Genomic DNA, 20,051 nt, shown 5'->3' on the forward strand with positions numbered 1-20,051 from the left:
TTAATTCCCGTCATCCCCGATGACCAGACGGCTTCGCCTCCGAAAGAGGTGGGCGAGGCACAAAGGAGATTTGCCATGAGCAATGCCCCGCTGATGCCAAAAGCGACGGCCGTGTGGCTCGTTGACAATACGGCGCTGACCTTCGACCAGGTCGCCGATTTCACCAAGATGCACGTGCTCGAAGTCCGCGCCATTGCCGACGGCGACGCCGCCCAGGGCATCAAGGGCATGGACCCGATTTCCAACGGCCAGCTGACCCGCGACGAGATCGAAAAGGGCGAAAAGGACAAGAATTACCGGCTCAAGCTCGAAGAGAGCAAGGTGATCCTCCCGCCGGCCGCCAAGAAGAAGGGCCCGCGCTACACCCCGGTGTCGCGCCGCCACGAGCGCCCGAGCGCGATCCTGTGGCTGGTCCGCAGCCATCCGGAGCTCAAGGACAGCCAGATCATGCGTCTGGTCGGCACCACCAAGACCACGATCGCCTCGATCCGCGACCGCACCCACTGGAACGCCTCGACCCTGACCCCGATGGATCCGGTGACCCTCGGCCTGTGCTCGCAGATCGAACTCGATTTCGAAGTCCAGCGCGCGGCCAAGGAAAAGCCGACCGATCAGGCTTATGGCGGCGCGACCCTGCTACCGGCCTCGGAAACCACCCGCAAGGACGAGTTCGAGACCACCGAGAGCAGCCGCGACGACCTCAATGTCGATGCCGTATTCGCCAAGCTGAAGACCATCGGCGGCGGCAAGAAGCAGGACGACGAGGAAGAATAGGCGCCTGCGCTGCGCACAGATGCGCGGCGGCAATTGCAGAATTGAAAACGCGGCGGTTCATCCCGCCGCGTTTTTTTTTGTTTCTGTAGTTTGTAGGATGGGTAGAGCGTCTTCGCGAAACCCATCGTTACCGCACGAAAGAGATGGGTTTCGCTGCGCTCTACCCATCCTACAAACACCTTCCATCCCGCTACACCAGCAACCGACGCATAATCTTCACTTTCCAAACGCCATCGAATCCTGCGACATCGCGCATGGACGGCAACGCTTGGAGTGGCGACGATGGCATCTCTCTGGCTCGGTCTGGTGCGATTGCTGGCCGGCTTCCGCCGCGGCCTGCGCGATCCCGAATTTCGCGCGACCCTGTTTCTGCTGGCCATCGCCATGGCCGCCGGCGCCGTGTTCTTTCACGCCGTGGAAGGCTGGCCGTGGATCGACGCTGCCTATTTCAGCGCGATGGCACTCACCACTGTCGGCGACGCCACGCTGTCGCCGACCACCGCCATCGCCAAAATCTTCACCATGCTGTTCTCGATATCAGGCATCGGACTGATGCTGGCATTCCTGTCGCGGCTATCGACGTTCCGCGAGCATGAGGAAGGGCGGGAGTAGCATGAGGAAAGTCAGAATTTCTTCCCGCAGCGAGTTTCAGGATGTGATAGTCAGGCAGCCCTGACGGAGAAACCCTAGTGCGCTATGCAGTTGTCATCGAGAAGACCGACAACAACTATTCCGCATACGTGCCGGACCTGCCCGGCTGCGTCGCAACCGGCGATACAGTGAAGATCGTCGAGGCCGAGATCCGGGACGCTGTCCGCTTTCATATCGAAGGCTTGAAAGAAGACGGGCTACCTGTCCCCGCCCCGACCAGCATTGCGGATTACGTCGAGACCTGACGTTGCGGGCCCTCACGCCTTCTTCAGAAATTCCGTCCGCAGCACCAGGCCCTTCACCTTGTCGGTGCGGCCTTCGATCTCGTCTTCATTGTCGGTGAGATGGATGTTCTTGATCACAGTGCCGCGCTTGAGCACGGTGGACGAGCCTTTCAGCTTGAGGTCCTTGATCAGTGTGACGGTGTCACCCTCGGCGAGCAGCGCGCCGTTCGAATCCCTGACCTTGATATCCATGATGTTGTCCTGATGGTGCGATGGTTTGGAGCGGGGCACCCAACAGGATGGGAGCGCCGAAAGCAACAGTTGCGCGGCAAAATGGCAAAAAAGAAGGGCCGACTGACATCGGCCCTTCAGTCAGAGAGAGACCGACAGAATCAGAACTTGTAGGTGATGCCGGTGCCGACCAGCCACGGGTCGAGCTTGACCTGACCGGTGATCGCTGCGCCTGACGCCAGCGTGCCTTCCCAATCCGGGCGCATCCACATCTTCTTCACGTCGACATTCCAGCCCCAGTGCTTGTCGATCATGTAATCGAAGCCGAACTGCAGCACCGGCGCGGCGGTGTCCTTCAGACGGCTGTTGGTCACGCCCACGCCGCTGGCACTCTGGCTGAAGAACCAGGTGTAGTTCACGCCTGCGCCGATATAGGGCTTGAAGGCGCCGAACTGCGTGAAGTGATACTGGAAGGTCAGCGTCGGCGGCAGCAGCCAGGCCTTGCCAACATCGAGGCCGGCGATGGCGCCATCGCCGGTGACGTGGTGCTTGGTGACGCCGAGGATCAGTTCTGCTGCGAGGTTCGGCGTGAAGAAATACGAGATGTCGAGTTCGGGAACGACCTGATCGGAGGTCTTCAGGCTGGAGCCCGGCACCTGGTGAACCGTGCCGCCATTCTCCGGAATGACGCCGAGCACGCGCAAACGGATCATCCAGGGATTCCACGCCTCGACCACCGGCGCCTTGTAATACGGTGTCGCGGCCGGAAGATCGGCGGCGCCTGCCGTCGTCGCCATGCTGGTCATCGCCGTTGCCGCCATCAGCAACGACATCGTTGTCAAAATTCTCTTCATCACGAAGCGCCCTGTCTTTCGATTCGTTCGGAGTGAACGATCTCACCCGATCAAATCCGAAAGACGCTCGCTGCGGCGCCTGCACGTTGATCTCCATCAAAAGCAAACGACCGCACAGCGTCTCGCTGCGCGGTCGTTGCCTTTGGGTGACACAGTCTTGCGGAATATCAATCCGCGGCGTTACGGCCGGTTCGGATTGTTCAGCATGTACTCGCCGAGATTACGCTGCGCGCGGTCGGCACGATTGATCGCATTGCTGCGCTGGACGTCGCGGTCCTTGCGGCAGGCTGCATATTCCGTTGACCCGGCAACGACACCATTGGCGCGGCAGATCGCGTCATCGTCGTCGCCGAGACTCGAGATCGGCACATCGGTACGGCGCGCGCAGGCGCTGAGCAGCGTCGCGGCCAGCGTCAGCGCGATGAGAGAGGTCGAGGTCAGTCGCATGCATGGTTCCTGTCACGTCGGTGACGCCGTGTTTAGCGCGAAATGCGGGATTTGTAAGGTGGGTAGGATGGGTAGAGCGGAGGCGCATCGCGCCAAAGCGAAACCCATCGGCCGGGTCAGTGGCAGAGTGATGGGTTTCGCTCCGCTCTACCCATCCTACGACCGAGCCTCACACCCTGCCCTTCAGCGCCGCGCCGATTTCGTCCAGCGACTTCGGATCCTCGATGGTCGCGGGCATGGTCCAGCTGTCGCCGTCCGCGATCTTCTTGATGGTGCCGCGCAGGATCTTGCCCGACCGCGTCTTCGGCAGGCGTGCCACGGCGATGGCGAGCTTGAAGGCGGCGACCGGCCCAAGTTTCTCGCGCACCAAAGCGACGACTTCCTTTTCGATCTCCGCAGTGGAGCGCGCGACGCCGGCCTTCAACACCAGGAAGCCGCAGGGCACCTCGCCCTTGATCGTATCCTTGATGCCCAGCACGGCGCATTCGGCGACGTCGGGATGCGAGGCCAGAATCTCTTCCATGCCGCCAGTGGAGAGGCGATGGCCGGCGACATTGATGATGTCGTCGGTGCGGCCCATCACATAGACGTAGCCGTCGTCATCAAGATAACCGGCATCGGACGTTTTGTAGTAGCCGGGGAATTCGTTGAAATAGGCTTCCTTGCAGCGTTCGTCCTGCTCCCACAAAGTCGGCAGACAGGCCGGCGGCATCGGCAGCTTGATCACGATGGAGCCCATGGTGCCCGCAGGCAGCGGCTTTGCCGCCTCATCCACCACCTCGACCTTGTAGCCGGGCATCGGCACTGTCGGCGAGCCGTGCTTCACCGGCAACTGGCCAAGGCCCACCGGATTGCCGGCGATGCACCAGCCGGTCTCGGTCTGCCACCAGTGATCGATCACCGGCACCTTCAATTGCTTCTCGGCCCAGTCAACCGTCGGCGGATCGGCGCGCTCGCCGGCCAAAAACAGCGTGCGGAAATGCGAGAGATCGTATTTGCGGATGAAGCTGCCGTCCGGATCGTCCTTGCGGATGGCGCGGAAGGCGGTCGGCGCGGTGAAAAAAGCAACGGCCTTGTGTTCGGAGATGACGCGCCAGAACGCGCCGGCATCCGGCGTACCGACCGGCTTGCCTTCATACATGATCGAGGTCGCGCCATGCAGCAGCGGGCCATAGACGATGTAGCTATGGCCGACCACCCAGCCGATGTCGGAGCCGCACCACCAGACCTCACCCGGCTTCACGCCGTAGAGATTCTCCATCGACCAAGCCAGCGCGACGGCATGGCCGCCATTGTCGCGCACCACGCCCTTGGGCTTGCCGGTCGTGCCGGACGTATAGAGGATGTAGAGCGGATCGGTCGCCAGCACCGGCACGCAATCGGCGGACTTCTTCGCCGCCATCGCCTTGCTGCGCAATTCGGCCCAGTCGTGATCGCGGCCGGCTTTGAGATCGCAACCATGCTGCGGGCGCTGCAGGATGATGCAGCCATCGGGCTTCACGCTGGCGAGCGCGATCGCTTCATCCAGCAGCGGCTTGTATTGCACGATGCGGCCGGGCTCGATCCCGCAACTCGCGGACAGGATCAGCTTCGGCCGCGCATCCTCGATGCGCGTCGCGAGCTCCTTCGCCGCGAAGCCGCCGAACACCACCGAATGCACCGCGCCGATGCGCGCGCAGGCGAGCATGGCGACCACAGCTTCCGGCACCATCGGCATATAGAGGATGACGCGATCGCCCTTGCCGACGCCAAGATCCTGCAGGATGGCGCCGAGTACCTGCACCTCATGCAGCATGTCGGCATAGGTGAATTTCCGGACCTCACCCGTCAGCGGCGAGTCGTGAATCAACGCGACCTGATCGGCGCGGCCACCCGCGACATGGCGATCCAGCGCGTTGTAGCAGGTGTTGAGCACGCCGCCGACAAACCAGCGGCCGTAAAGACCCACGGACGGATCGAACACCTTCTTCGCCGGCGCGATCCAGTCGATCGCCTGCGCGGCCTCGCCCCAGAAGCCTTCGGGGTCCGCGAGCGAGCGCGCGTGAACCTCGTGATAGCGGCTGGCATTGCGATTTGTCATTGGCGTCTCTCCCGCCCCCGCTTACCGCCGGGGTTCATTGCCTCGTCATTGTCACGGGATGGCCAGCTATTTCAAGGGTGCCTTTGGTTGTGGCTTGACCGACATCTCCACGCCGATCCGCTCGATCTCCTGCGCGAGCGCCTTGTAATTGGCGCGCGCCACGTCCAGTTGCGGATCGAGCTTGATTGCCACGCCAAAATCGCGCACTGCGCGCGGCCGATCGCCCTTCTTGCGCCAGAGCTCGCCGCGCGCATTGAACAGAACGGCCTGCGTCGGATCGAGCCGCAGCGCCGCGTCATAATCGGCGATGGCGCGATCGGTCTGCTCCTTGCGCACATAGACACCGGCGCGTGCGATCAGCGCTTTCAGCCGGTCGGGCCGCTCGGTCTTTTCGTTGTCGATCAGCGTGCTGCAAACCGCGAGAATCTTCTCGTCATCGCCTGACGCAACTGCTGCAACGCACAGCGCGGGATCGACTGGCGCGGCTGCGGGTTCGTTGACTGCTGGCCATGCTGTGTCCGGGATCACGCAGCACAGTGCGATCAGAACGCCGACGACGCGCGATACGCCTACGTATGAATTGCGAAAAGTCATTGCTATCGCGTGCTCGCATCGGCGGATGGATGCAATCCGATCGCCGGCTTGCGTGCCGCCACCCGATATTTCTCAAGCTGCTTGCGATGTCGCAAAGCGATATCCAGCGTTGAATCGATCTGAACGGCCGCGTCGAAATCGGCCAGAGCACGCGCAGGGTCGCCCTTGTCGCGCCAGGCGACGCCGCGATTGTTGTAGGCCATCGCCAGATCGGGCTGAAGCTGCACGGCCATGTCGTGATCGGCGATGGCGCGATCATAGGCGCCGCTGAGGCTGAAGGCGTTGCCGCGATTCATGAAGTAGCTGGCCTTCGGCTCCAGCCTGATCGCCGCGTCGAAATCCGCAATCGCGCGAGTATAGGCATTGTTGCGCGCATAGGACTGACCGCGCGCATCGTAATGTTCCGCAGTCGGCTCCAGACGAATGATGTCGCTCTGGTCGTCGATGACCAGATCGAAGCGCTTGACCTTGGCATAGGCGGCGGCCCGGTCAACGAGGCTTTGCACGCGAGTGGGATCGAGGCGAACCGCTTCGGTATAGTCGCGCACCGCGAGGCGATTTTCATGCATGGCTGCGAAGGTCGACGCACGCCCGGCAAACAGCGTGGCGCTATGTGGATTGAGCTTGATCGCGCGATCGAAATCATCGAGCGCACGATCGAATTTCTTGTCCGCAGCCAGCGCCCTGCCGCGCATATCGAGCGCAGCGGTCGACAACGGATCGAGATCGATGGCCTGACCGCAGTCTTCAATGGCCTTGCCGGGATCGTCCTGCTTCAACCGCAGCTCGGCGCGCACGATCAGGGCACCGACGCGTTCGCGAAGGCCGGCAGTGGAATTGATGACCAGCCCGCAGATTCCGATGGTCTCATCAAGCGGCAGGGGGCTGTCGAGCGCACAGCTCAGCTCTCCATCGGCGGCCCATCCCGGCGCAGCCGTGTTCATCAGTGCAAGCACTGATGCGGCAACACACAGACACAATGCCGTCCAGGAGAATTTCATCGACGCGCCCAGCCCGCCATCATCCTAGCCCGGATGACCCGCGCCTCAAAGAGCGCCAATGGCCGCCGGGCACGGACAACGATGACTTATTTGATCAATCCCTTTTCCCGGTAGTAGCGCAGCGCGCCGGGATGCAGTGGCACCGGGCTTTTGCTCACGGCGCTCGCCAGTCGGATTTCGTGGCCGGCGCGATGCGCGACCGCCAACTCATCAAGACCGTCGAACAGGCGTTTCGTCATCTCATAGACGAGGTCGTCCGGCACGGCCGTGCTCGTCACCAGATAATTCATCACCGATGCCGTCGGCACGGGCCTGTTCTGGCTGACATAGGTGTTCGCCGGAATGATATCCGGCTTGAATGGTGCACCCATCTTCCTGACCACCGACCGCGGCAGCGGCACAAGGGTGATATCGGTGGCTTCGCTGAGCTCCTTGATTGACGTCACGCCAAGGCCGGCCGACTGCACCGCCGCGTCCAGCTTCTTCTCGATCATCAGCGTCGTGGATTCGGCAAACGAGACATAGCGTACTTCGCCGAGAACCTCGACCGGTTGTCCCACTGCGCGCAGGATGGTGCGCGCATTCAGCTCGGTGCCGGATCGCCTGTCGCCGGCTGACAGGCTCCTGCCCTTGAGATCGCCGAGCGTCCTGATGCCGCTCGCTTTGGTGGCAACGATCTGGATGTAATTCGGATAGAGCGCGCCGATCACCCGCAGCCGGTCCTGCCTGCCGTCGAAGCCCGCCGTGGCATTGCCGGCCCAGGCGTCCTTCAGCGCGTCGCCCAGTGCAAAAGCCACCTGCCCTGTGCCTTGCTGCAGCCGCGAGAGGTTTTCGACCGAACCGTCGGTTGTCTGCACCTGAACTTTCGCGCCGGGGATATCCGCATAGATCATCGCGATCGACACGCCGAGCGGAAAATAGATCCCGGACGTATTGCCGGTCAGCAGCGTGATGGACGGCTCGGCGCGCGCGGTTGCACTGCATAGGACGACGGCACTCGCCAGTGCCGCCAGCAGACGCTTCCTCGTTGTCATGTCATTTCCCGTCATGCGGACCGCGAAAGTGAACCGCGGCCCTCATGCGGTCAACGGCGTTGCAAGAGCGAACGCCGTCGCCGCGACGAAAGTTTCACCCGTAAGCCCTTGCGCCAGCCGGGTAAAACGGCATGAATGCCCCGCACTCAGAAGAATAAGGCCGGCAAAGCCGGCTGCGGGAAATATCCCGGGGGAAGAAACATGACTGACCAGAAATCTAACGCGAACGATGAAACCGTTGCCGTCTCCGACGAGGCATTGGCAAAGGCTGAAGCGTTCATCGAAGCCGATGAAGGCGCAACCAATCGCCTGCTTGGCTGGGCCGGGACGATCTCCACCGGCATCGCCGTGGTGATGAGCCTGTTTCATCTCTATGCCGCCTACGCAATCGTACCGACGCAGGAGCTGCGTTATATCCACGTCGCCTTCACCCTGATCCTGAGCTTCCTGCTGTTCCCCGTGGCCGCGCGCTTCCGCAATCGCGTGCGCTGGTGGGACATCGTGCCCGGCATCGTCGCCATTGCCACCATCGTCTATGCGCTATGGGGCGGCGATGACTTCACCGACCGCGCCACCGTGCCGGATCATATGGACGTCATTGTCGGCATCGTCTTCATCGTGCTGCTGCTGGAAGCGACGCGCCGCACCACCGGCCTGATCATGCCGGTCGTGTCGCTGTTCTTCATCGCCTATGCGATGCTCGGCCCGCATCTGCCCGCGCCATGGACCCATCGCGGCTACGACCTGCCGCGCCTCGTCGGCCATCTCTTCATCACCCTGGAAGGCATTTTCGGCGTCGCCGTCGACGTATCGGCCACGCTGATCATCCTGTTCACCATCTATGGCGCCTTCCTGTCGATGTCCGGCGCCGGCAAATTCTTCATCGATTTCTCGCTGGCACTGATGGGCGGCAAGCCGAATGCCGCCGGCCGCACCGTGGTGCTGTCGTCATTCCTGCTCGGCGGCCCTTCGGGCTCCGGCGTCGCCACCACGGTGATGATCGGCACCGTCGCTGCACCCATGCTGTCCAAGGCCGGCTTCGAGAAGAACGCCGCCGGCGGCCTGCTTGCAGCGGGCGGCCTCGGCGCGATCCTGTCGCCGCCGGTGCTCGGCGCTGCGGCATTCCTGATCGCTGAGTTTCTCAAGATCAGCTATCTCGACGTGATCTGGATGGCGACCATCCCGACCTGTCTCTATTATCTGTCGCTGCTGATCATGGTCGAGATCGACGCCAAGCGCTTCGGTGCGAAAAACGTACAGATCAAGCCCGAGCTGGGCCTCGGCGAAATGACCAAGCGCTACGGCTTCCACTTCATCTCCCTGCTCGCCGTCGTCGTCTTCATGATCATCGGCTATTCGCCGTCGCTGTCGGTGTTCTACGCCACGCTGGTCACCTTCGCGCTCAGCTTCCTGCGCAAGGATACCGCGCTGGTGCCGAAGAAGCTGGTGAAGGCGCTGGCCGACGGTTCGATCGGCGCGCTCAACGCGGCCACCACCTGCGCCTGCGCCGGTATCGTGGTCGGCGTCGTCACGCTCACCGGCCTCGGCCTGAAATTCTCGTCGATCGTGATTTCCTATGCCGGCGGCAGCCTGTTGCTGACGGCGATCTACACCGCCCTGATCGTCTGGATCATCGGCCTCGCCGTACCGGTCACCGCGTCCTACATCATCTGCGCCGTGATCGCCGCGCCCGCGCTGATCAAGCTCGGCGTACCCGATTACGCCGCCCACATGTTCATCTTCTATTATGCGGTGCTCTCGGAAGTCTCTCCGCCGACCGCATTGTCGCCTTTCGCGGCGGCCGCGATCACCGGCGGCGATCCCTACCGCACCACGCTGCAGTCGTGGAAATACACGCTACCCGCCTTCCTGGTGCCATTCGTCTTCGTCTGCGATCCGCAAGGCGTCGGCCTGTTGCTGAACATTCCGAAGGGCGGCTCGTGGGTGGATATCCTGGAAATCACCTTCAAGACCACCTGCGGCCTGCTCGCGCTCGCCGCCGTCGCGCAAAACTGGGGCCTGCGACATAATACGCCAGTGGAGCGCGGCCTGCTTCTGCTATCGGGATTGCTGCTGGTGTTTCCAAGCCTGATCGAGGCGATCATCGAATCGATCATCGGCCGCGACATCAGCTACACATTCGTGCCCGGCCTCATCATCGGCCTCGGCGTGCTGGTGTGGCAGGCAAGGACGAGGACGCAACCGTTACCGGCATGACCAACGACAGAAACGAATAACGTCAAGTTATCGCATGACAGCGGACGCCGCAGATAAGCGGCGCCGCCGACTTCAGGGAGTGACGCGATGAGATGGACAGCTTTCAGACACGGGGCGTTCAGACATGGGGCGTTCAGCCTTGCTCTGCTCGGCATGGCCTGCGCCGCGACCGGTGCTTCTGCGGAAGACAGGACCATCGCCATTGCCACTGGCGGGACCGGCGGCATCTTCTATCCGCTCGGCGGCGGCCTTGCGAACCTGCTGTCGAAGAAGCTTCCGCACACCCAGGCCACCGGCGAAGTCACCGGCGGCAGTGTCGACAACATCAAGCTCTTGGAAACCGGCCAGGCCGATCTCGGCTTCATGACCGGAGACGTCGCATCCGACGCCGTGAAGGGCGAGAACAAGTTCAAGAAGCCGGTGCCACTGCTCACCATCGTCGCCGTCTATTCCAGCCCGGTGCATGTGGTGACCATCGCCGGCACCGGCATCGAGAAATTCGCCGATCTGAAAGGCAAGCGCATTTCCGGCGGCGCGCCGGGCAGCGCCACCGAAGCGCAGACCTTCCGCCTGCTCGAAGCCGCCGGCCTCGACAAGGACAAGGACGTCAAGCGCGAGCGGCTGTCGGTGGCTGAATCCGCATCCGCGCTCAAGGATCGCAAGATCGATGCCTTCTTCTGGGGCGGCGGCGTGCCGACTGCCGCGGTGGTCGACCTCGCGGCGACGCCGGGCGTCACCATCAAGCTGATCGATATCGACTATCTGCTGGATCCGATCGTGAAGAAATACGGCCAGATCTTCGCACCCAGCGTCATCAAGGCCGGCAGCTATCCGGGCCAGACCACCGACAGCCGTGGTTTCGCCGCCTGGAATCAGATCATGGCCACCGACAAGATGTCGGACGAGACGGCCTATGCGATCACCAAGACCATCTTCGAGAACAAGGCCGACCTCGTCGCCGTGCATAAGGAGGCCGAGAACATCAATCTCGCCACGCAGACACCCGCGCAATCGCCGGCGCCATACCATCCCGGCACGCTCAAATATCTCAAGGAAGTCGGCGCGGTGAAATAGTCACCGCGACATCACAGGAAAACTGGAGGAGAGGAACCATGTTCAAGCGTTTCAGAAAGACATCGATTGCCGTGGCGCTGGTCGCCACTGCCGGCCTTGCCGGCGCAGCCATCGCACAGCAGAAGACCATGGCGATCGGCACCGGCGGCACCGGCGGCGTCTATTATCCGCTCGGCGGCGCCATCGCCAATGTGCTGTCGAAGGCACTCCCGAACACCCAGGCCACTGCGGAAGTCACCGGCGGTTCGGTCGATAACCTCAAGCTGATCGCCTCGGGCCAGAGCGAAATGGGCTTCACCATGGCCGACGCCGCGCTCGATGCTTTCAAGGGCGAAGACAAGTTCAAGAGCGGCAAGGTGCCGCTGCAGACCCTGCTGGTGGTCTATCCGAACCGCATGCATGTGGTGACCGTGGAAGGCACCGGCATCGAGAAGATGTCCGACCTCAAGGGCAAGCGCGTCTCCACGGGCTCGCCAGGCAGCGCCACCGAGGTGATGGCGTTCCGTGTGCTGGAAGCCGCCGGCCTCGACAAGGACAAGGACATGAAGCGCGAGCGTCTCGGCGTCGCCGAAAGTGTCAACGCCATCAAGGATCGCAAGATCGACGCCTTCATGTGGGTCGGGGGCGTTCCGACCGCAGCCGTCACCGATCTCGCCGCCACGCCGGGCGTGAAGATGAAGCTGATCGACCACAGCGACCTCGCCGAGAAGATGAACGTCAAATACGGCAAGCTGTATTCACCCTCGACCATAGCCAAGAGCATCTATCCCGGCATGGACAAGGACAACGCCAATACCGAAGTCTGGAACATCATCGTCACCGGCAACAAGATGAGCGATGACGACGCCTACAACATCGTCAAGACGCTGGTGGAGAAGAAGGCCGACATCGTCGCCGTGCACAAGGAAGCCGAAAGCTTCTCGCTCGACAACCAGGTGCAGGACCGCTCGCCGGTGCCGTTCCATCCGGGCGCGCTGAAATACTTCAAGGAAAAGGGCATCGGGAAGTAAGGCCGGCCCACAATCCCACAAGTTTGAAAGGCCGCGATGCACACGCATCGCGGCCTTTGTTCTGCGATATTCTCTCCACGTCGTCCCCGCGCAGGCGGGGACCACACCTGACAGGACGGTGTTACGACGACGAATACCGTGGAACCGGATCACTCAGCCGCCATTGCCTGCCGGGCAATACCGTCCCCCTCGGTTCGATCGTGCTGCCGTTCGCCCCAGGCTTCGTCCTCACCATGCCGGAAACGCGACCTTCCGACGCACGTCATCACGCCTTAGTACCAAATGCTTAAGGATGGTATTGCATTGCGGTAGCAACTTGCAGTGCAGGATAGTACCATCCACCCAGTACGTTCCCATGCATGTTGTCCATGGAAACGCTGATCGGGAGAAGCTGAAAGGACCTGCCGGTTGCGCAGATGAGTCGTAGGAGCGAACCGCCCTCGGGTTCGTTACCCCAGCCGTGCCGGTTCCCACTTGATCCCGGCCTCCCGTCATTGTCTTAAACACCCTCAATCAGATCGCGCGTCGCAGCCGCGCGGCCTGCCCGATATGCAAAAGGACTCTTCGAGATGTCATCATCGACCCGCTTCCCGTCCCGCCGCTCCGTGATCCTCGGCGGTGCGGCTGCCCTCGGCACGCTGCCGATCCTGTCGCGCCGCGCCAGCGCCGCAGAGTGGCCCACCAAGCCAGTGAAGTTCATCGTTCCGTTCGCGGCCGGCGGCACCACCGACATTCTGGCCCGCGTCGTCGCGCAGAAGATGTCCGAAGAGATGGGCCAGCAGTTCATCGTCGAGAACAAGGCCGGCGCCGGCGGCAACATCGCCGCCGATTTCGTCGCCAAGACCGAAGGCGATGGCTACACCTTCCTGGTCGGCACTCCGGGCACCCACGCCATCAACAAGTTCGTGTTCAAGAACATGACCTATGATCCGGTCAAGGATCTGGCATCGGTGATCGTGATCGCCAAGGTGCCGAACCTGTTCTCGGTGACCAACTCGCTGCCGGCCAAGAGCGTCAAGGAATTCATTGAACTCGCCAAGGCCAAGCCGGACGAATATTTCTACGGCACGCCGGGCCTCGGCTCGACCGCGCATCTGTCGACCGAACTCTTCAAGTCCATGACCGGCGTGAAGCTGACCCACGTGCCCTATAAGGGCAGCGCCCCCGCGCTCACCGACCTGATCGGCGGCCGCGTCCATCTGATGATCGACAACCTGCCCGCCGCACAGCCTTTCGCGGAAAGCGGCCAGATCCGTCCGCTCGCCGTCTCCACCGCCAAGCGCTGGGAGCCGATGAAGGACATTCCGACCATCGCCGAAGCTGGCGTTCCCGGCTACGACGCCGCCTCCTGGTTCACCATCGCGGCACCGGCCAAGACGCCGAAGGAGATCATCGCCAAGCTCAACGCCTCGACCGACAAGTTCATCAAGTCGGCCGATGGCACTGCCCGCCTGATCAAGCTCGGCGCCGATCCGACCGGCGGTTCGCCGGCCGACATGGATGCCTATGTGCAGTCGGAAATCGAGAAGTGGGGCAAGGTCGCCCAGTTCGCCGGCATCAAGCCGGAGTAAGGGCTGACAATCAGAGCCCGGCACAGGCTGATCATGCCGTACCGGCTGTGATAGTCATCGCAAGTTGATCGAAGGGCACGCGCATCTGCGCGTGCCCTTTTATTTTGGGAGTGGGCGGGCGCCTGCTTCACACTGTCATTCCGGGGCGCACGAAAGCGGCGAAGCCGCTGAAGTGCGAACCCGGAATCCCGGAGTGTTTGGCGCTGACTAGAGACTCCTATGCTGAGATTCCGGGTTCGTCTGCGCGAAGGTGCCCAGCCGCCCCGAAATGACGAGTGTGGGGTCGCGCTGACCTCTCCGCGTCATCCCCGCCTAGCACGCCGGAGGCGTGCGCGGGGCGGGGATCCATAGCCACGGTCAGTGTGGTTAGAGCGGCAGAGTTACAACGGACGGCGCTTTCACCAGTTCTCCAGCGTGTATGGGTCCCCGCCTGCGCGGGGACGACGGCTGATAGATTTGGGTCAAACATTTTTTCCTATCGCCCGTTGACAATATCCCTTTATTGATTATATTCCCCACTGTCCTGCCCCACCGAGAGGGGCGATCGCGATCGTCACGTTCGCGGGGCAGGGTGCGGTGGACGCCGGAGATGCGGCGTTACGCGGTTCATGGGTGACGTCTGTCTTCGGGCAGGACGGATCTGCGCCAGCACTGCCACTGGCAAGGACACGGCCGACCTTGAGATGGAAAGATCCCTGGACAGTGTGACGGACGACCAAATCGAAACGCGTCCGGCCTAAGTGCTTGAGGCTCCCTTCCCATCGCCTTGGGACTTTAATTCGGTGATCGGATCGTTCGCTGAGGCAAAGTGCAAGCAAGTCGAAAAAACACCGCAGGCGGAACGTCGGGCACTTGCTCGGCGCCTCCGAAAGTCCTGATGCACTCTATAGATTGCGGAAGACCGCATCGCATCAGGCCCAAGGGTGCAACGGGCACCCGGCGTTCCGCACGCCCTCTCATAAGGGGGCGGGAATGCAAAACACGACGGCGCCCCCGCGCCGCAAACAACAGGGGTGATGGCGCATGTCTGAAGCGCAATGGCTGTTTGAAATTCACATCAGCAACGACGCGCAGGCGTCAGAGGCATCCCTCCCTCAAGCGGCGAAGCCGCGCAGTGGGGAGGGTCGGCCGATAGGCCGGGGTGGGGTCTCTCCCCACGGAAGGACGGCGCTTGCTGCACCACCCCACCCGTCTCGATGCTCGCTGAACGCTCGCATCGATCCACCCTCCCCACTGCGCGGCTTCGCCGCTTGAGGGAGGGAAAAAAGTAAGACCGCCTACTCGAACTTCATGTCGATGCAGCGCGACACGTCGGAGCCGAGTCCAGATGGAATCGTGACGCAGCCGCGGACCTTCTGCTGGGTGTTATCACTCGCCCATATGACAAAGCCGCCATTGCCGAAGAACGAATTGGTGTTCGGCGGTTCGGTTTCGGTCGCATCGAAGGAATAGCTGGAGTCGGTATCGAACACGCGCGGCTTCTTCACGCATCCGCCGTCGGTCTGCACATTGATGACTTCCTTGGCGTCACGCGTCATCGACAGCGACACCGAGCACCGGAAATATTCGGAGGTCCTGGTATTGAACAGATAGGCGTAGGAACGGCAGGTGGCCGTGCTCAGCTTGCCGGCACTGAGGCCGCGGCCGCAGGCAATACGCTGGTTGTTGCTGAGCTTGTAATCATCCGCCGCAGCAAGACCGGGCGCCAATACCACCGCACCCGCAACCAGAAGACTTTTCACCATCACGCGCATTGTCGAATCATCCCCATCGCCGAATTCATCGTGGACCGGCTTAGCCCGAATGCGAAAGATAGTCGCCAGACCAGGCTTGCGAAATAACAAACTCTGTCGCGACCGCATGTCGTATTGACGGCCTGTTGCCGTTCGTGATTTGTTCAAGACAAACGCACAGTCGCGCTGCACTTTCAAAAGACACTTTTCGGAGAATTAGGGATGACCGCTCGAGCCTTTACGATGCTGTGCGCCACGTCACTGGTGACGTCGATCCTCGCGGGCCCGGCTCTGGCACAGGCGCCGACCCCTTGGGTGCTCTCGCCCGACATGGGCTATGGCTACGACGCATCAGGCAAGACCTTCGCGTACAAGATGGGCACCAACAATGCCAAGTTTCTGCTGAAAGGCGCCAAGAAAGTGCCGAAGAACACGCTCTTCTTTATCGGCGAGAACGGCCAGCTCTATATGCGCAGCGGCCCGTTCCTCGAAGACGACGGCAAGTTCAAATTCGGCCCGGGCTAGTCCCGGTTTTCGGAGGATCATGCGCGACCGGACGGGGCCGCATGACGGAGCCATGACATTGCTCCCTTCTCCATGAAGCCCTCTCCCACCATGGTGGCAGAGGTGATACAGAGCGCTTCATCTTTTTACGAAAGCTGAAAGCACTCATGGCCAAGCCGTCCCCCATCTCCCCCCTCGCCCCGACCGACGTTCCCGAGATGCCCGCCATTGCAGGTGTGCGCCTCGCCACCGCCGCCGCCGGCATCCGCTACAAGGGCCGCACCGACGTGCTGCTCGCGGTGATGGACAAGGGCACGACGGCAGCGGGTGTGTTCACCAAATCGAAGTGTCCGTCGGCTCCCGTGGAGTGGTGCCGCGCGGTGCTGAAAAACGGCAAGGCACAGGCGCTGGTGGTCAATTCCGGCAATGCCAATGCCTTCACCGGCAAGACCGGCAAAGCCTCGACCAAACTCACCGGCGACATCGCGTCCAAGGCCGTCGGCTGCAAGCCGAACGAGATCTTCCTCGCTTCGACCGGCGTGATCGGCGAGCCGCTCGATGCCACCAAGTTCGACGGCGTGCTCGCCACGCTCGCGGAAAGCGCCGGACCTGACGGCTGGATGGATGCCGCCAGGGCGATCATGACCACCGACACTTTCCCGAAGGTCGCCACCGCCACCGTGAAACTCGGCAAGGCGAAGGTCACGATCAACGGCATGGCCAAGGGCGCGGGCATGATCGCGCCCGACATGGCGACGATGCTGTCCTTCATCTTCACCGATGCGCCGATCAGCGCAGCCGCATTGCAGGCCCTGCTGAAGGCCGGCGTTGAAGATTCGTTCAACGCGGTGACCATCGACGGCGACACCTCGACCTCCGATACGCTGCTGATGTTCGCCACCGGTGCAGCAGCCGCCCAGGGCGCACCGAAGATCACCAAGGCCAGCGATATCAGGCTGAAACCCTTCGTGAAGGCGCTGAACGTGATCCTTAACGACCTCGCCGAACAGGTCGCACGCGACGGCGAAGGCGCCCGCAAGCTGGTGGAAGTCGTTGTCGAAGGCGCGACCACCAAGGCCTCGGCACGCAAGATCGCCATGTCGATCGCCAATTCACCGCTGGTGAAGACGGCGATCGCCGGCGAGGACGCCAATTGGGGCCGCGTGGTGATGGCGGTCGGCAAGGCCGGCGAACCCGCCAATCGCGACAAGCTCTCGATCTCCTTCAACGGCATCCGCGTCGCCAAACTGGGCGCGCGCGATCCGTCCTATGACGAGACCGAAGTGTCCAACGCGATGAAGAACCCGAAGGTGCAGATCAAGGTCACGCTCGGCCTCGGCAAGGGCCGCGACCGCGTGCTGACCTGCGACCTCACCAAGGAATATGTCGCCATCAACGGTGACTATCGGTCGTGAGGAGAATCGCCGCGAGCGTCAGTCTGGCGGCGATCGTCTTTTCGACAGAGGCCCTGGCCAAGGACCTGCCGGTCGGGCGCATGCGGCGCGACCGAGAGCAACAAGGAAGTCGGCATCGGCATTGGCGCACGCTGGAACAATGCCTGCAAGAGCGTCGGCATTCCGCAGGTTCAGCTCGACACCGCACCCGCTCATGGTTTCGTCTGCCTGCGCAGCGGCCTGGTCAAACCAAGCAATGTGTTGTTCGGTGGCGCCAAGCACTGCATGCCGATGGAAATCGAAGGCGTGGAGATCGTGTATCGGTCCCGCCCGGGGGTTCGACGGCACCGACACGCTCGGCTATACGCTAAGATTTCCGCGCGGTACGAAGCCGTTGATTGTCGATATCCGCGTCAAGCCCGCTGCAGGCATTGCGCGCAAGGACGATGACCCGACGTTTACGCGCCAGTCTCCGGGCGAGATTCCAGGCTGCGCAGCGCTCGTTTCTTGAAGTGAGATATTACCGATGAAAATGGTTCTCGTCGTTGCCTGCGCTTTGATCGATCCCGACGGCCGCGTGCTGATCGCGCAGCGGCCGGAAGGCAAGGCGCTGGCCGGCCTATGGGAGTTTCCCGGCGGCAAGCTCGAGCCCGGCGAACGGCCGGAAGCGGCACTGATCCGCGAGCTGCACGAGGAGCTCGGGATCTCCGTGAAGGAAGCCTGCCTCGCGCCGCTGACCTTCGCCAGCCATGCCTATGAGGACTTCCATCTGTTGATGCCGCTCTATATCTGCCGGCGCTGGGAAGGCCTCGCGATCTCCAGGGAAGGCCAGAACCTGGCCTGGGTGCGCCCCAACAAACTGCGCGACTATCCGATGCCGGCCGCGGATATCCCGCTGATCCCGCATCTGATCGATCTGCTTTAGGGCTTCAGCCCCCTCACCGCATCGGCGAGACTTGCTTTCGCCGAGCCCGGCTTCAGCGGCTTCTGCTGGCTCTCATGCGGCGCCCAGCCGGACAACCAGATGACGTCGAAGGTCGCGCGGATGCGACCGTCGGGATCGGCGAAACGCTCGCCATAGATCTGCGCCATGCGCAGCAGCGTCGCGCGGCGGAGCGGTGCGCGGCGGCGCTCGACCAGCACATTGGTGGCGCCCATCCTGCGCAGATCCTGCATCAGACCGAAGGCGCTGTCGTAACGCACCACGACGCGATCGACATCGGTCACCGGCAGCGCAAATCCCGCGCGCTGCAGCAAGGCGCCGACATCGCGCAGATCAGCCATTGGTGCGACACGCGGCGAGATGCCGCCTTCGCGTTCGGCTTCCGCCGCGGCGAAGCTCTGCCGCAGCTCGGTCAGTGTGTCGCCGCCGAGCATCGCTGACAACAGCAAGCCGTCAGGCTTCAGCGCGCGGCGGATCTGCGCCATCACGCCGGGCAGATCGTTAACGAAGTGCAGCCCGAGCGCGGAGATGACGAGATCGAGCGACGCCGGCGCGAGATTGAGACCATCGCTTTCGACATCGGGCACCTCGGCATGTGCGAGACGGCCGACACGCCCGGCCACGGCATCACGCAGACGGTTGCCCGGCGTCGCGACGTCAGCGGCATTGTCGAACTGGCGCAGCACCGCCTGCAATCGCTCATCCATGTCGGCGATGACACGATCCAGCAGGAAATTCTCGACGCCCAACCGCGACGCACGCGCCTGCCGCGCCCGCAGCAGAGCTCGGTCGAACAGAATAGGTGCGGCATTTGGGGTCTGAGCCATGCGGCTTGGTACGCCGAACACCGGGGATCTGGCAATCGCGCTTGAGATCAGCGCAGGAGGGCTCTAGCCTTCAACCTATGGACGCAGAGGCCACAGTGTCATGGTCCCTCCCCGCGCAATTGCGCGGCGCGCTGAAGTTTTGCCGGTCTGCATGGACGCAGACTGCCCGAGCGGCGCTCGACATCGCACTGCCGACACTCTGCGTCGCCTGCCGGGAACCTGTTGCGGGTCAAGGTGTCTGCGCGACCTGCTGGGGCAAGCTCTCCTTCATCGCACCGCCCTTTTGCAACCGGCTCGGCATTCCGTTTGTCTATGATCCCGGCCCAGGCATCCTGTCGATGCAGGCGATTGCCGATCCGCCGGCCTATCAGCGCGCCCGCGCAGCCGTGCGCTATGACGATGTCGCCCGCACGCTGGTGCATCAGTTAAAATATCACGACCGGACAGATCTCGCGCCAACCATGGGTCGCTGGATGGCGCGTGCGGGGAAGGAATTGCTAGCCGACGCCGATATTCTGGTGCCGGTGCCGCTGCATTGGCGGCGCGGCTTCAGCCGGCGCTTCAACCAGTCCGGCGCGCTGGCGCGGGCAATTAGCCAGCAGAGCGGCGTTGCGATATCCCGCGATGCCTTGCGGCGAATACGCCCGACCGCACACCAGATTGGCCTGTCGCGCACCGAACGCGCCAGCAATGTGCAGGGCGCCTTCAAGGTCCCGCCTGAACGCCGGGCTGAAATCCAGGGCCGCCGCGTCATTCTGGTCGACGACGTGCTGACTTCGGGTGCCACGACGGACGCCTGCGCACGGGCGCTGCTGCGCGCCAAGGCGGCCCAGGTCGATGTGTTGGTCTTTGCGCGGGTTGTGGAGGCCCACAAGGTCCCCATATAAT

Annotated in this window: 20 protein-coding genes; 11 read left to right on the forward strand and 9 right to left on the reverse strand. The window is 62.6% G+C overall.

Going from position 1 to position 20,051, the window contains the following annotated elements; all coding sequences use genetic code 11:
* The first annotated feature begins 75 nt into the window (after positions 1 to 75).
* From AB8A27_RS22240 to AB8A27_RS22250, 3 genes are all read left to right on the forward strand, one after another.
* A complete protein-coding gene (locus AB8A27_RS22240) occupies positions 76 to 774 on the forward strand; it encodes a DUF1013 domain-containing protein (protein WP_092150281.1) in 699 nt (232 codons plus the stop codon).
* 282 nt (positions 775 to 1,056) lie between these two features.
* Positions 1,057 to 1,386 (forward strand): potassium channel family protein, encoded by a 330-nt coding sequence (locus AB8A27_RS22245; protein ID WP_441243778.1) that lies wholly within the window; start codon positions 1,057 to 1,059, stop codon positions 1,384 to 1,386.
* A gap of 77 nt (positions 1,387 to 1,463) precedes the next feature.
* A complete protein-coding gene (locus AB8A27_RS22250) occupies positions 1,464 to 1,670 on the forward strand; it encodes a type II toxin-antitoxin system HicB family antitoxin (protein ID WP_441243779.1) in 207 nt (68 codons plus the stop codon).
* Positions 1,671 to 1,682: 12 nt separating this feature from the next.
* Here AB8A27_RS22250 and AB8A27_RS22255 read toward each other — a convergent pair whose 3' ends face one another.
* The 7 genes from AB8A27_RS22255 to AB8A27_RS22285 form a co-directional block, all read right to left on the reverse strand.
* Entirely contained in the window at positions 1,683 to 1,901 is a 219-nt protein-coding gene (locus AB8A27_RS22255; RefSeq protein WP_011665834.1) for an alkylphosphonate utilization protein, read from the reverse strand.
* 140 nt (positions 1,902 to 2,041) lie between these two features.
* Positions 2,042 to 2,734: an OmpW/AlkL family protein gene (locus tag AB8A27_RS22260; RefSeq protein WP_115032770.1), complete on the reverse strand. Its 693-nt coding sequence runs from the start codon at positions 2,732 to 2,734 to the stop codon at positions 2,042 to 2,044.
* A gap of 180 nt (positions 2,735 to 2,914) precedes the next feature.
* Complete coding sequence (locus AB8A27_RS22265; RefSeq protein WP_441243780.1) at positions 2,915 to 3,181, reverse strand: hypothetical protein; 267 nt, start codon at positions 3,179 to 3,181, stop codon at positions 2,915 to 2,917.
* A 169-nt stretch (positions 3,182 to 3,350) separates the two neighbouring features.
* Positions 3,351 to 5,261: a propionyl-CoA synthetase gene (locus AB8A27_RS22270; protein WP_441243781.1), complete on the reverse strand. Its 1,911-nt coding sequence runs from the start codon at positions 5,259 to 5,261 to the stop codon at positions 3,351 to 3,353.
* A 66-nt stretch (positions 5,262 to 5,327) separates the two neighbouring features.
* Complete coding sequence (locus tag AB8A27_RS22275) at positions 5,328 to 5,855, reverse strand: tetratricopeptide repeat protein (RefSeq protein WP_441243782.1); 528 nt, start codon at positions 5,853 to 5,855, stop codon at positions 5,328 to 5,330.
* A 2-nt stretch (positions 5,856 to 5,857) separates the two neighbouring features.
* Positions 5,858 to 6,856, reverse strand: coding sequence for a tetratricopeptide repeat protein (locus AB8A27_RS22280; RefSeq protein WP_441243783.1), 999 nt, complete (start codon positions 6,854 to 6,856; stop codon positions 5,858 to 5,860).
* An 86-nt stretch (positions 6,857 to 6,942) separates the two neighbouring features.
* A complete protein-coding gene (locus tag AB8A27_RS22285) occupies positions 6,943 to 7,890 on the reverse strand; it encodes a TAXI family TRAP transporter solute-binding subunit (protein ID WP_441243784.1) in 948 nt (315 codons plus the stop codon).
* A 201-nt stretch (positions 7,891 to 8,091) separates the two neighbouring features.
* Here AB8A27_RS22285 and AB8A27_RS22290 point away from each other — a divergent pair, with 201 nt between their 5' ends.
* The 4 genes from AB8A27_RS22290 (at position 8,092) to AB8A27_RS22305 (ending at position 13,762) form a co-directional block, all read left to right on the forward strand.
* Positions 8,092 to 10,107 carry a TRAP transporter permease gene (locus AB8A27_RS22290; protein WP_441243785.1) on the forward strand — a complete coding sequence of 672 codons (2,016 nt, stop codon included), beginning with the start codon at positions 8,092 to 8,094 and terminating at the stop codon, positions 10,105 to 10,107.
* Positions 10,108 to 10,194: 87 nt separating this feature from the next.
* Positions 10,195 to 11,181 (forward strand): TAXI family TRAP transporter solute-binding subunit, encoded by a 987-nt coding sequence (locus AB8A27_RS22295; RefSeq protein WP_092150251.1) that lies wholly within the window; start codon positions 10,195 to 10,197, stop codon positions 11,179 to 11,181.
* 38 nt (positions 11,182 to 11,219) lie between these two features.
* Positions 11,220 to 12,191, forward strand: coding sequence for a TAXI family TRAP transporter solute-binding subunit (locus tag AB8A27_RS22300; protein ID WP_441243786.1), 972 nt, complete (start codon positions 11,220 to 11,222; stop codon positions 12,189 to 12,191).
* 569 nt (positions 12,192 to 12,760) lie between these two features.
* Positions 12,761 to 13,762 (forward strand): Bug family tripartite tricarboxylate transporter substrate binding protein, encoded by a 1,002-nt coding sequence (locus tag AB8A27_RS22305; protein ID WP_441243787.1) that lies wholly within the window; start codon positions 12,761 to 12,763, stop codon positions 13,760 to 13,762.
* 1,277 nt (positions 13,763 to 15,039) lie between these two features.
* Here the strand turns inward: AB8A27_RS22305 and AB8A27_RS22310 are convergent.
* Positions 15,040 to 15,516 (reverse strand): hypothetical protein, encoded by a 477-nt coding sequence (locus tag AB8A27_RS22310; protein ID WP_092150239.1) that lies wholly within the window; start codon positions 15,514 to 15,516, stop codon positions 15,040 to 15,042.
* Positions 15,517 to 15,717: 201 nt separating this feature from the next.
* On the opposite strand from AB8A27_RS22310, the gene AB8A27_RS22315 reads away from it, so the two are divergent.
* The 3 genes from AB8A27_RS22315 (at position 15,718) to AB8A27_RS22325 (ending at position 18,318) form a co-directional block, all read left to right on the forward strand.
* Positions 15,718 to 16,020, forward strand: coding sequence for a hypothetical protein (locus AB8A27_RS22315; protein ID WP_441243788.1), 303 nt, complete (start codon positions 15,718 to 15,720; stop codon positions 16,018 to 16,020).
* 146 nt (positions 16,021 to 16,166) lie between these two features.
* Positions 16,167 to 17,414 (forward strand): bifunctional glutamate N-acetyltransferase/amino-acid acetyltransferase ArgJ, encoded by a 1,248-nt coding sequence (gene argJ / locus AB8A27_RS22320; RefSeq protein ID WP_441243789.1) that lies wholly within the window; start codon positions 16,167 to 16,169, stop codon positions 17,412 to 17,414.
* A gap of 505 nt (positions 17,415 to 17,919) precedes the next feature.
* Positions 17,920 to 18,318 (forward strand): (deoxy)nucleoside triphosphate pyrophosphohydrolase, encoded by a 399-nt coding sequence (locus AB8A27_RS22325; protein ID WP_441243790.1) that lies wholly within the window; start codon positions 17,920 to 17,922, stop codon positions 18,316 to 18,318.
* On the opposite strand, the gene AB8A27_RS22330 is transcribed toward AB8A27_RS22325, so the two are convergent.
* Positions 18,315 to 19,163, reverse strand: coding sequence for a methyltransferase domain-containing protein (locus tag AB8A27_RS22330; protein ID WP_441243791.1), 849 nt, complete (start codon positions 19,161 to 19,163; stop codon positions 18,315 to 18,317). The genes AB8A27_RS22325 and AB8A27_RS22330 overlap by 4 nt on opposite strands.
* Positions 19,164 to 19,240: 77 nt before the next feature.
* Here AB8A27_RS22330 and AB8A27_RS22335 point away from each other — a divergent pair, with 77 nt between their 5' ends.
* Positions 19,241 to 20,050: a ComF family protein gene (locus AB8A27_RS22335; protein WP_441243792.1), complete on the forward strand. Its 810-nt coding sequence runs from the start codon at positions 19,241 to 19,243 to the stop codon at positions 20,048 to 20,050.
* Position 20,051 lies beyond the last annotated feature (1 nt).

The sequence above is a fragment of the Tardiphaga sp. 768_D3_N2_1 genome, from assembly GCF_052076105.1.
Classification (GTDB): Bacteria; Pseudomonadota; Alphaproteobacteria; order Rhizobiales; family Xanthobacteraceae; genus Tardiphaga.

What these genes read in the sequence shown, in the direction of transcription:
- AB8A27_RS22240 (WP_092150281.1), top strand. Translation starts at nt 76, where the DNA reads ATGAGCAATGCCCCGCTGATGCCAAAAGCGACGGCCGTGTGGCTCGTT.
- AB8A27_RS22245 (WP_441243778.1), top strand. Translation starts at nt 1,057, where the DNA reads ATGGCATCTCTCTGGCTCGGTCTGGTGCGATTGCTGGCCGGCTTCCGC.
- AB8A27_RS22255 (WP_011665834.1), bottom strand. Translation starts at nt 1,901, where the DNA reads ATGGATATCAAGGTCAGGGATTCGAACGGCGCGCTGCTCGCCGAGGGT.
- AB8A27_RS22260 (WP_115032770.1), bottom strand. Translation starts at nt 2,734, where the DNA reads ATGAAGAGAATTTTGACAACGATGTCGTTGCTGATGGCGGCAACGGCG.
- AB8A27_RS22265 (WP_441243780.1), bottom strand. Translation starts at nt 3,181, where the DNA reads ATGCGACTGACCTCGACCTCTCTCATCGCGCTGACGCTGGCCGCGACG.
- AB8A27_RS22270 (WP_441243781.1), bottom strand. Translation starts at nt 5,261, where the DNA reads ATGACAAATCGCAATGCCAGCCGCTATCACGAGGTTCACGCGCGCTCG.
- AB8A27_RS22275 (WP_441243782.1), bottom strand. Translation starts at nt 5,855, where the DNA reads ATGACTTTTCGCAATTCATACGTAGGCGTATCGCGCGTCGTCGGCGTT.
- AB8A27_RS22280 (WP_441243783.1), bottom strand. Translation starts at nt 6,856, where the DNA reads ATGAAATTCTCCTGGACGGCATTGTGTCTGTGTGTTGCCGCATCAGTG.
- AB8A27_RS22285 (WP_441243784.1), bottom strand. Translation starts at nt 7,890, where the DNA reads ATGACAACGAGGAAGCGTCTGCTGGCGGCACTGGCGAGTGCCGTCGTC.
- AB8A27_RS22290 (WP_441243785.1), top strand. Translation starts at nt 8,092, where the DNA reads ATGACTGACCAGAAATCTAACGCGAACGATGAAACCGTTGCCGTCTCC.
- AB8A27_RS22295 (WP_092150251.1), top strand. Translation starts at nt 10,195, where the DNA reads ATGAGATGGACAGCTTTCAGACACGGGGCGTTCAGACATGGGGCGTTC.
- AB8A27_RS22300 (WP_441243786.1), top strand. Translation starts at nt 11,220, where the DNA reads ATGTTCAAGCGTTTCAGAAAGACATCGATTGCCGTGGCGCTGGTCGCC.
- AB8A27_RS22305 (WP_441243787.1), top strand. Translation starts at nt 12,761, where the DNA reads ATGTCATCATCGACCCGCTTCCCGTCCCGCCGCTCCGTGATCCTCGGC.
- AB8A27_RS22310 (WP_092150239.1), bottom strand. Translation starts at nt 15,516, where the DNA reads ATGCGCGTGATGGTGAAAAGTCTTCTGGTTGCGGGTGCGGTGGTATTG.
- AB8A27_RS22315 (WP_441243788.1), top strand. Translation starts at nt 15,718, where the DNA reads ATGACCGCTCGAGCCTTTACGATGCTGTGCGCCACGTCACTGGTGACG.
- argJ (WP_441243789.1), top strand. Translation starts at nt 16,167, where the DNA reads ATGGCCAAGCCGTCCCCCATCTCCCCCCTCGCCCCGACCGACGTTCCC.
- AB8A27_RS22325 (WP_441243790.1), top strand. Translation starts at nt 17,920, where the DNA reads ATGAAAATGGTTCTCGTCGTTGCCTGCGCTTTGATCGATCCCGACGGC.
- AB8A27_RS22330 (WP_441243791.1), bottom strand. Translation starts at nt 19,163, where the DNA reads ATGGCTCAGACCCCAAATGCCGCACCTATTCTGTTCGACCGAGCTCTG.
- AB8A27_RS22335 (WP_441243792.1), top strand. Translation starts at nt 19,241, where the DNA reads ATGGACGCAGAGGCCACAGTGTCATGGTCCCTCCCCGCGCAATTGCGC.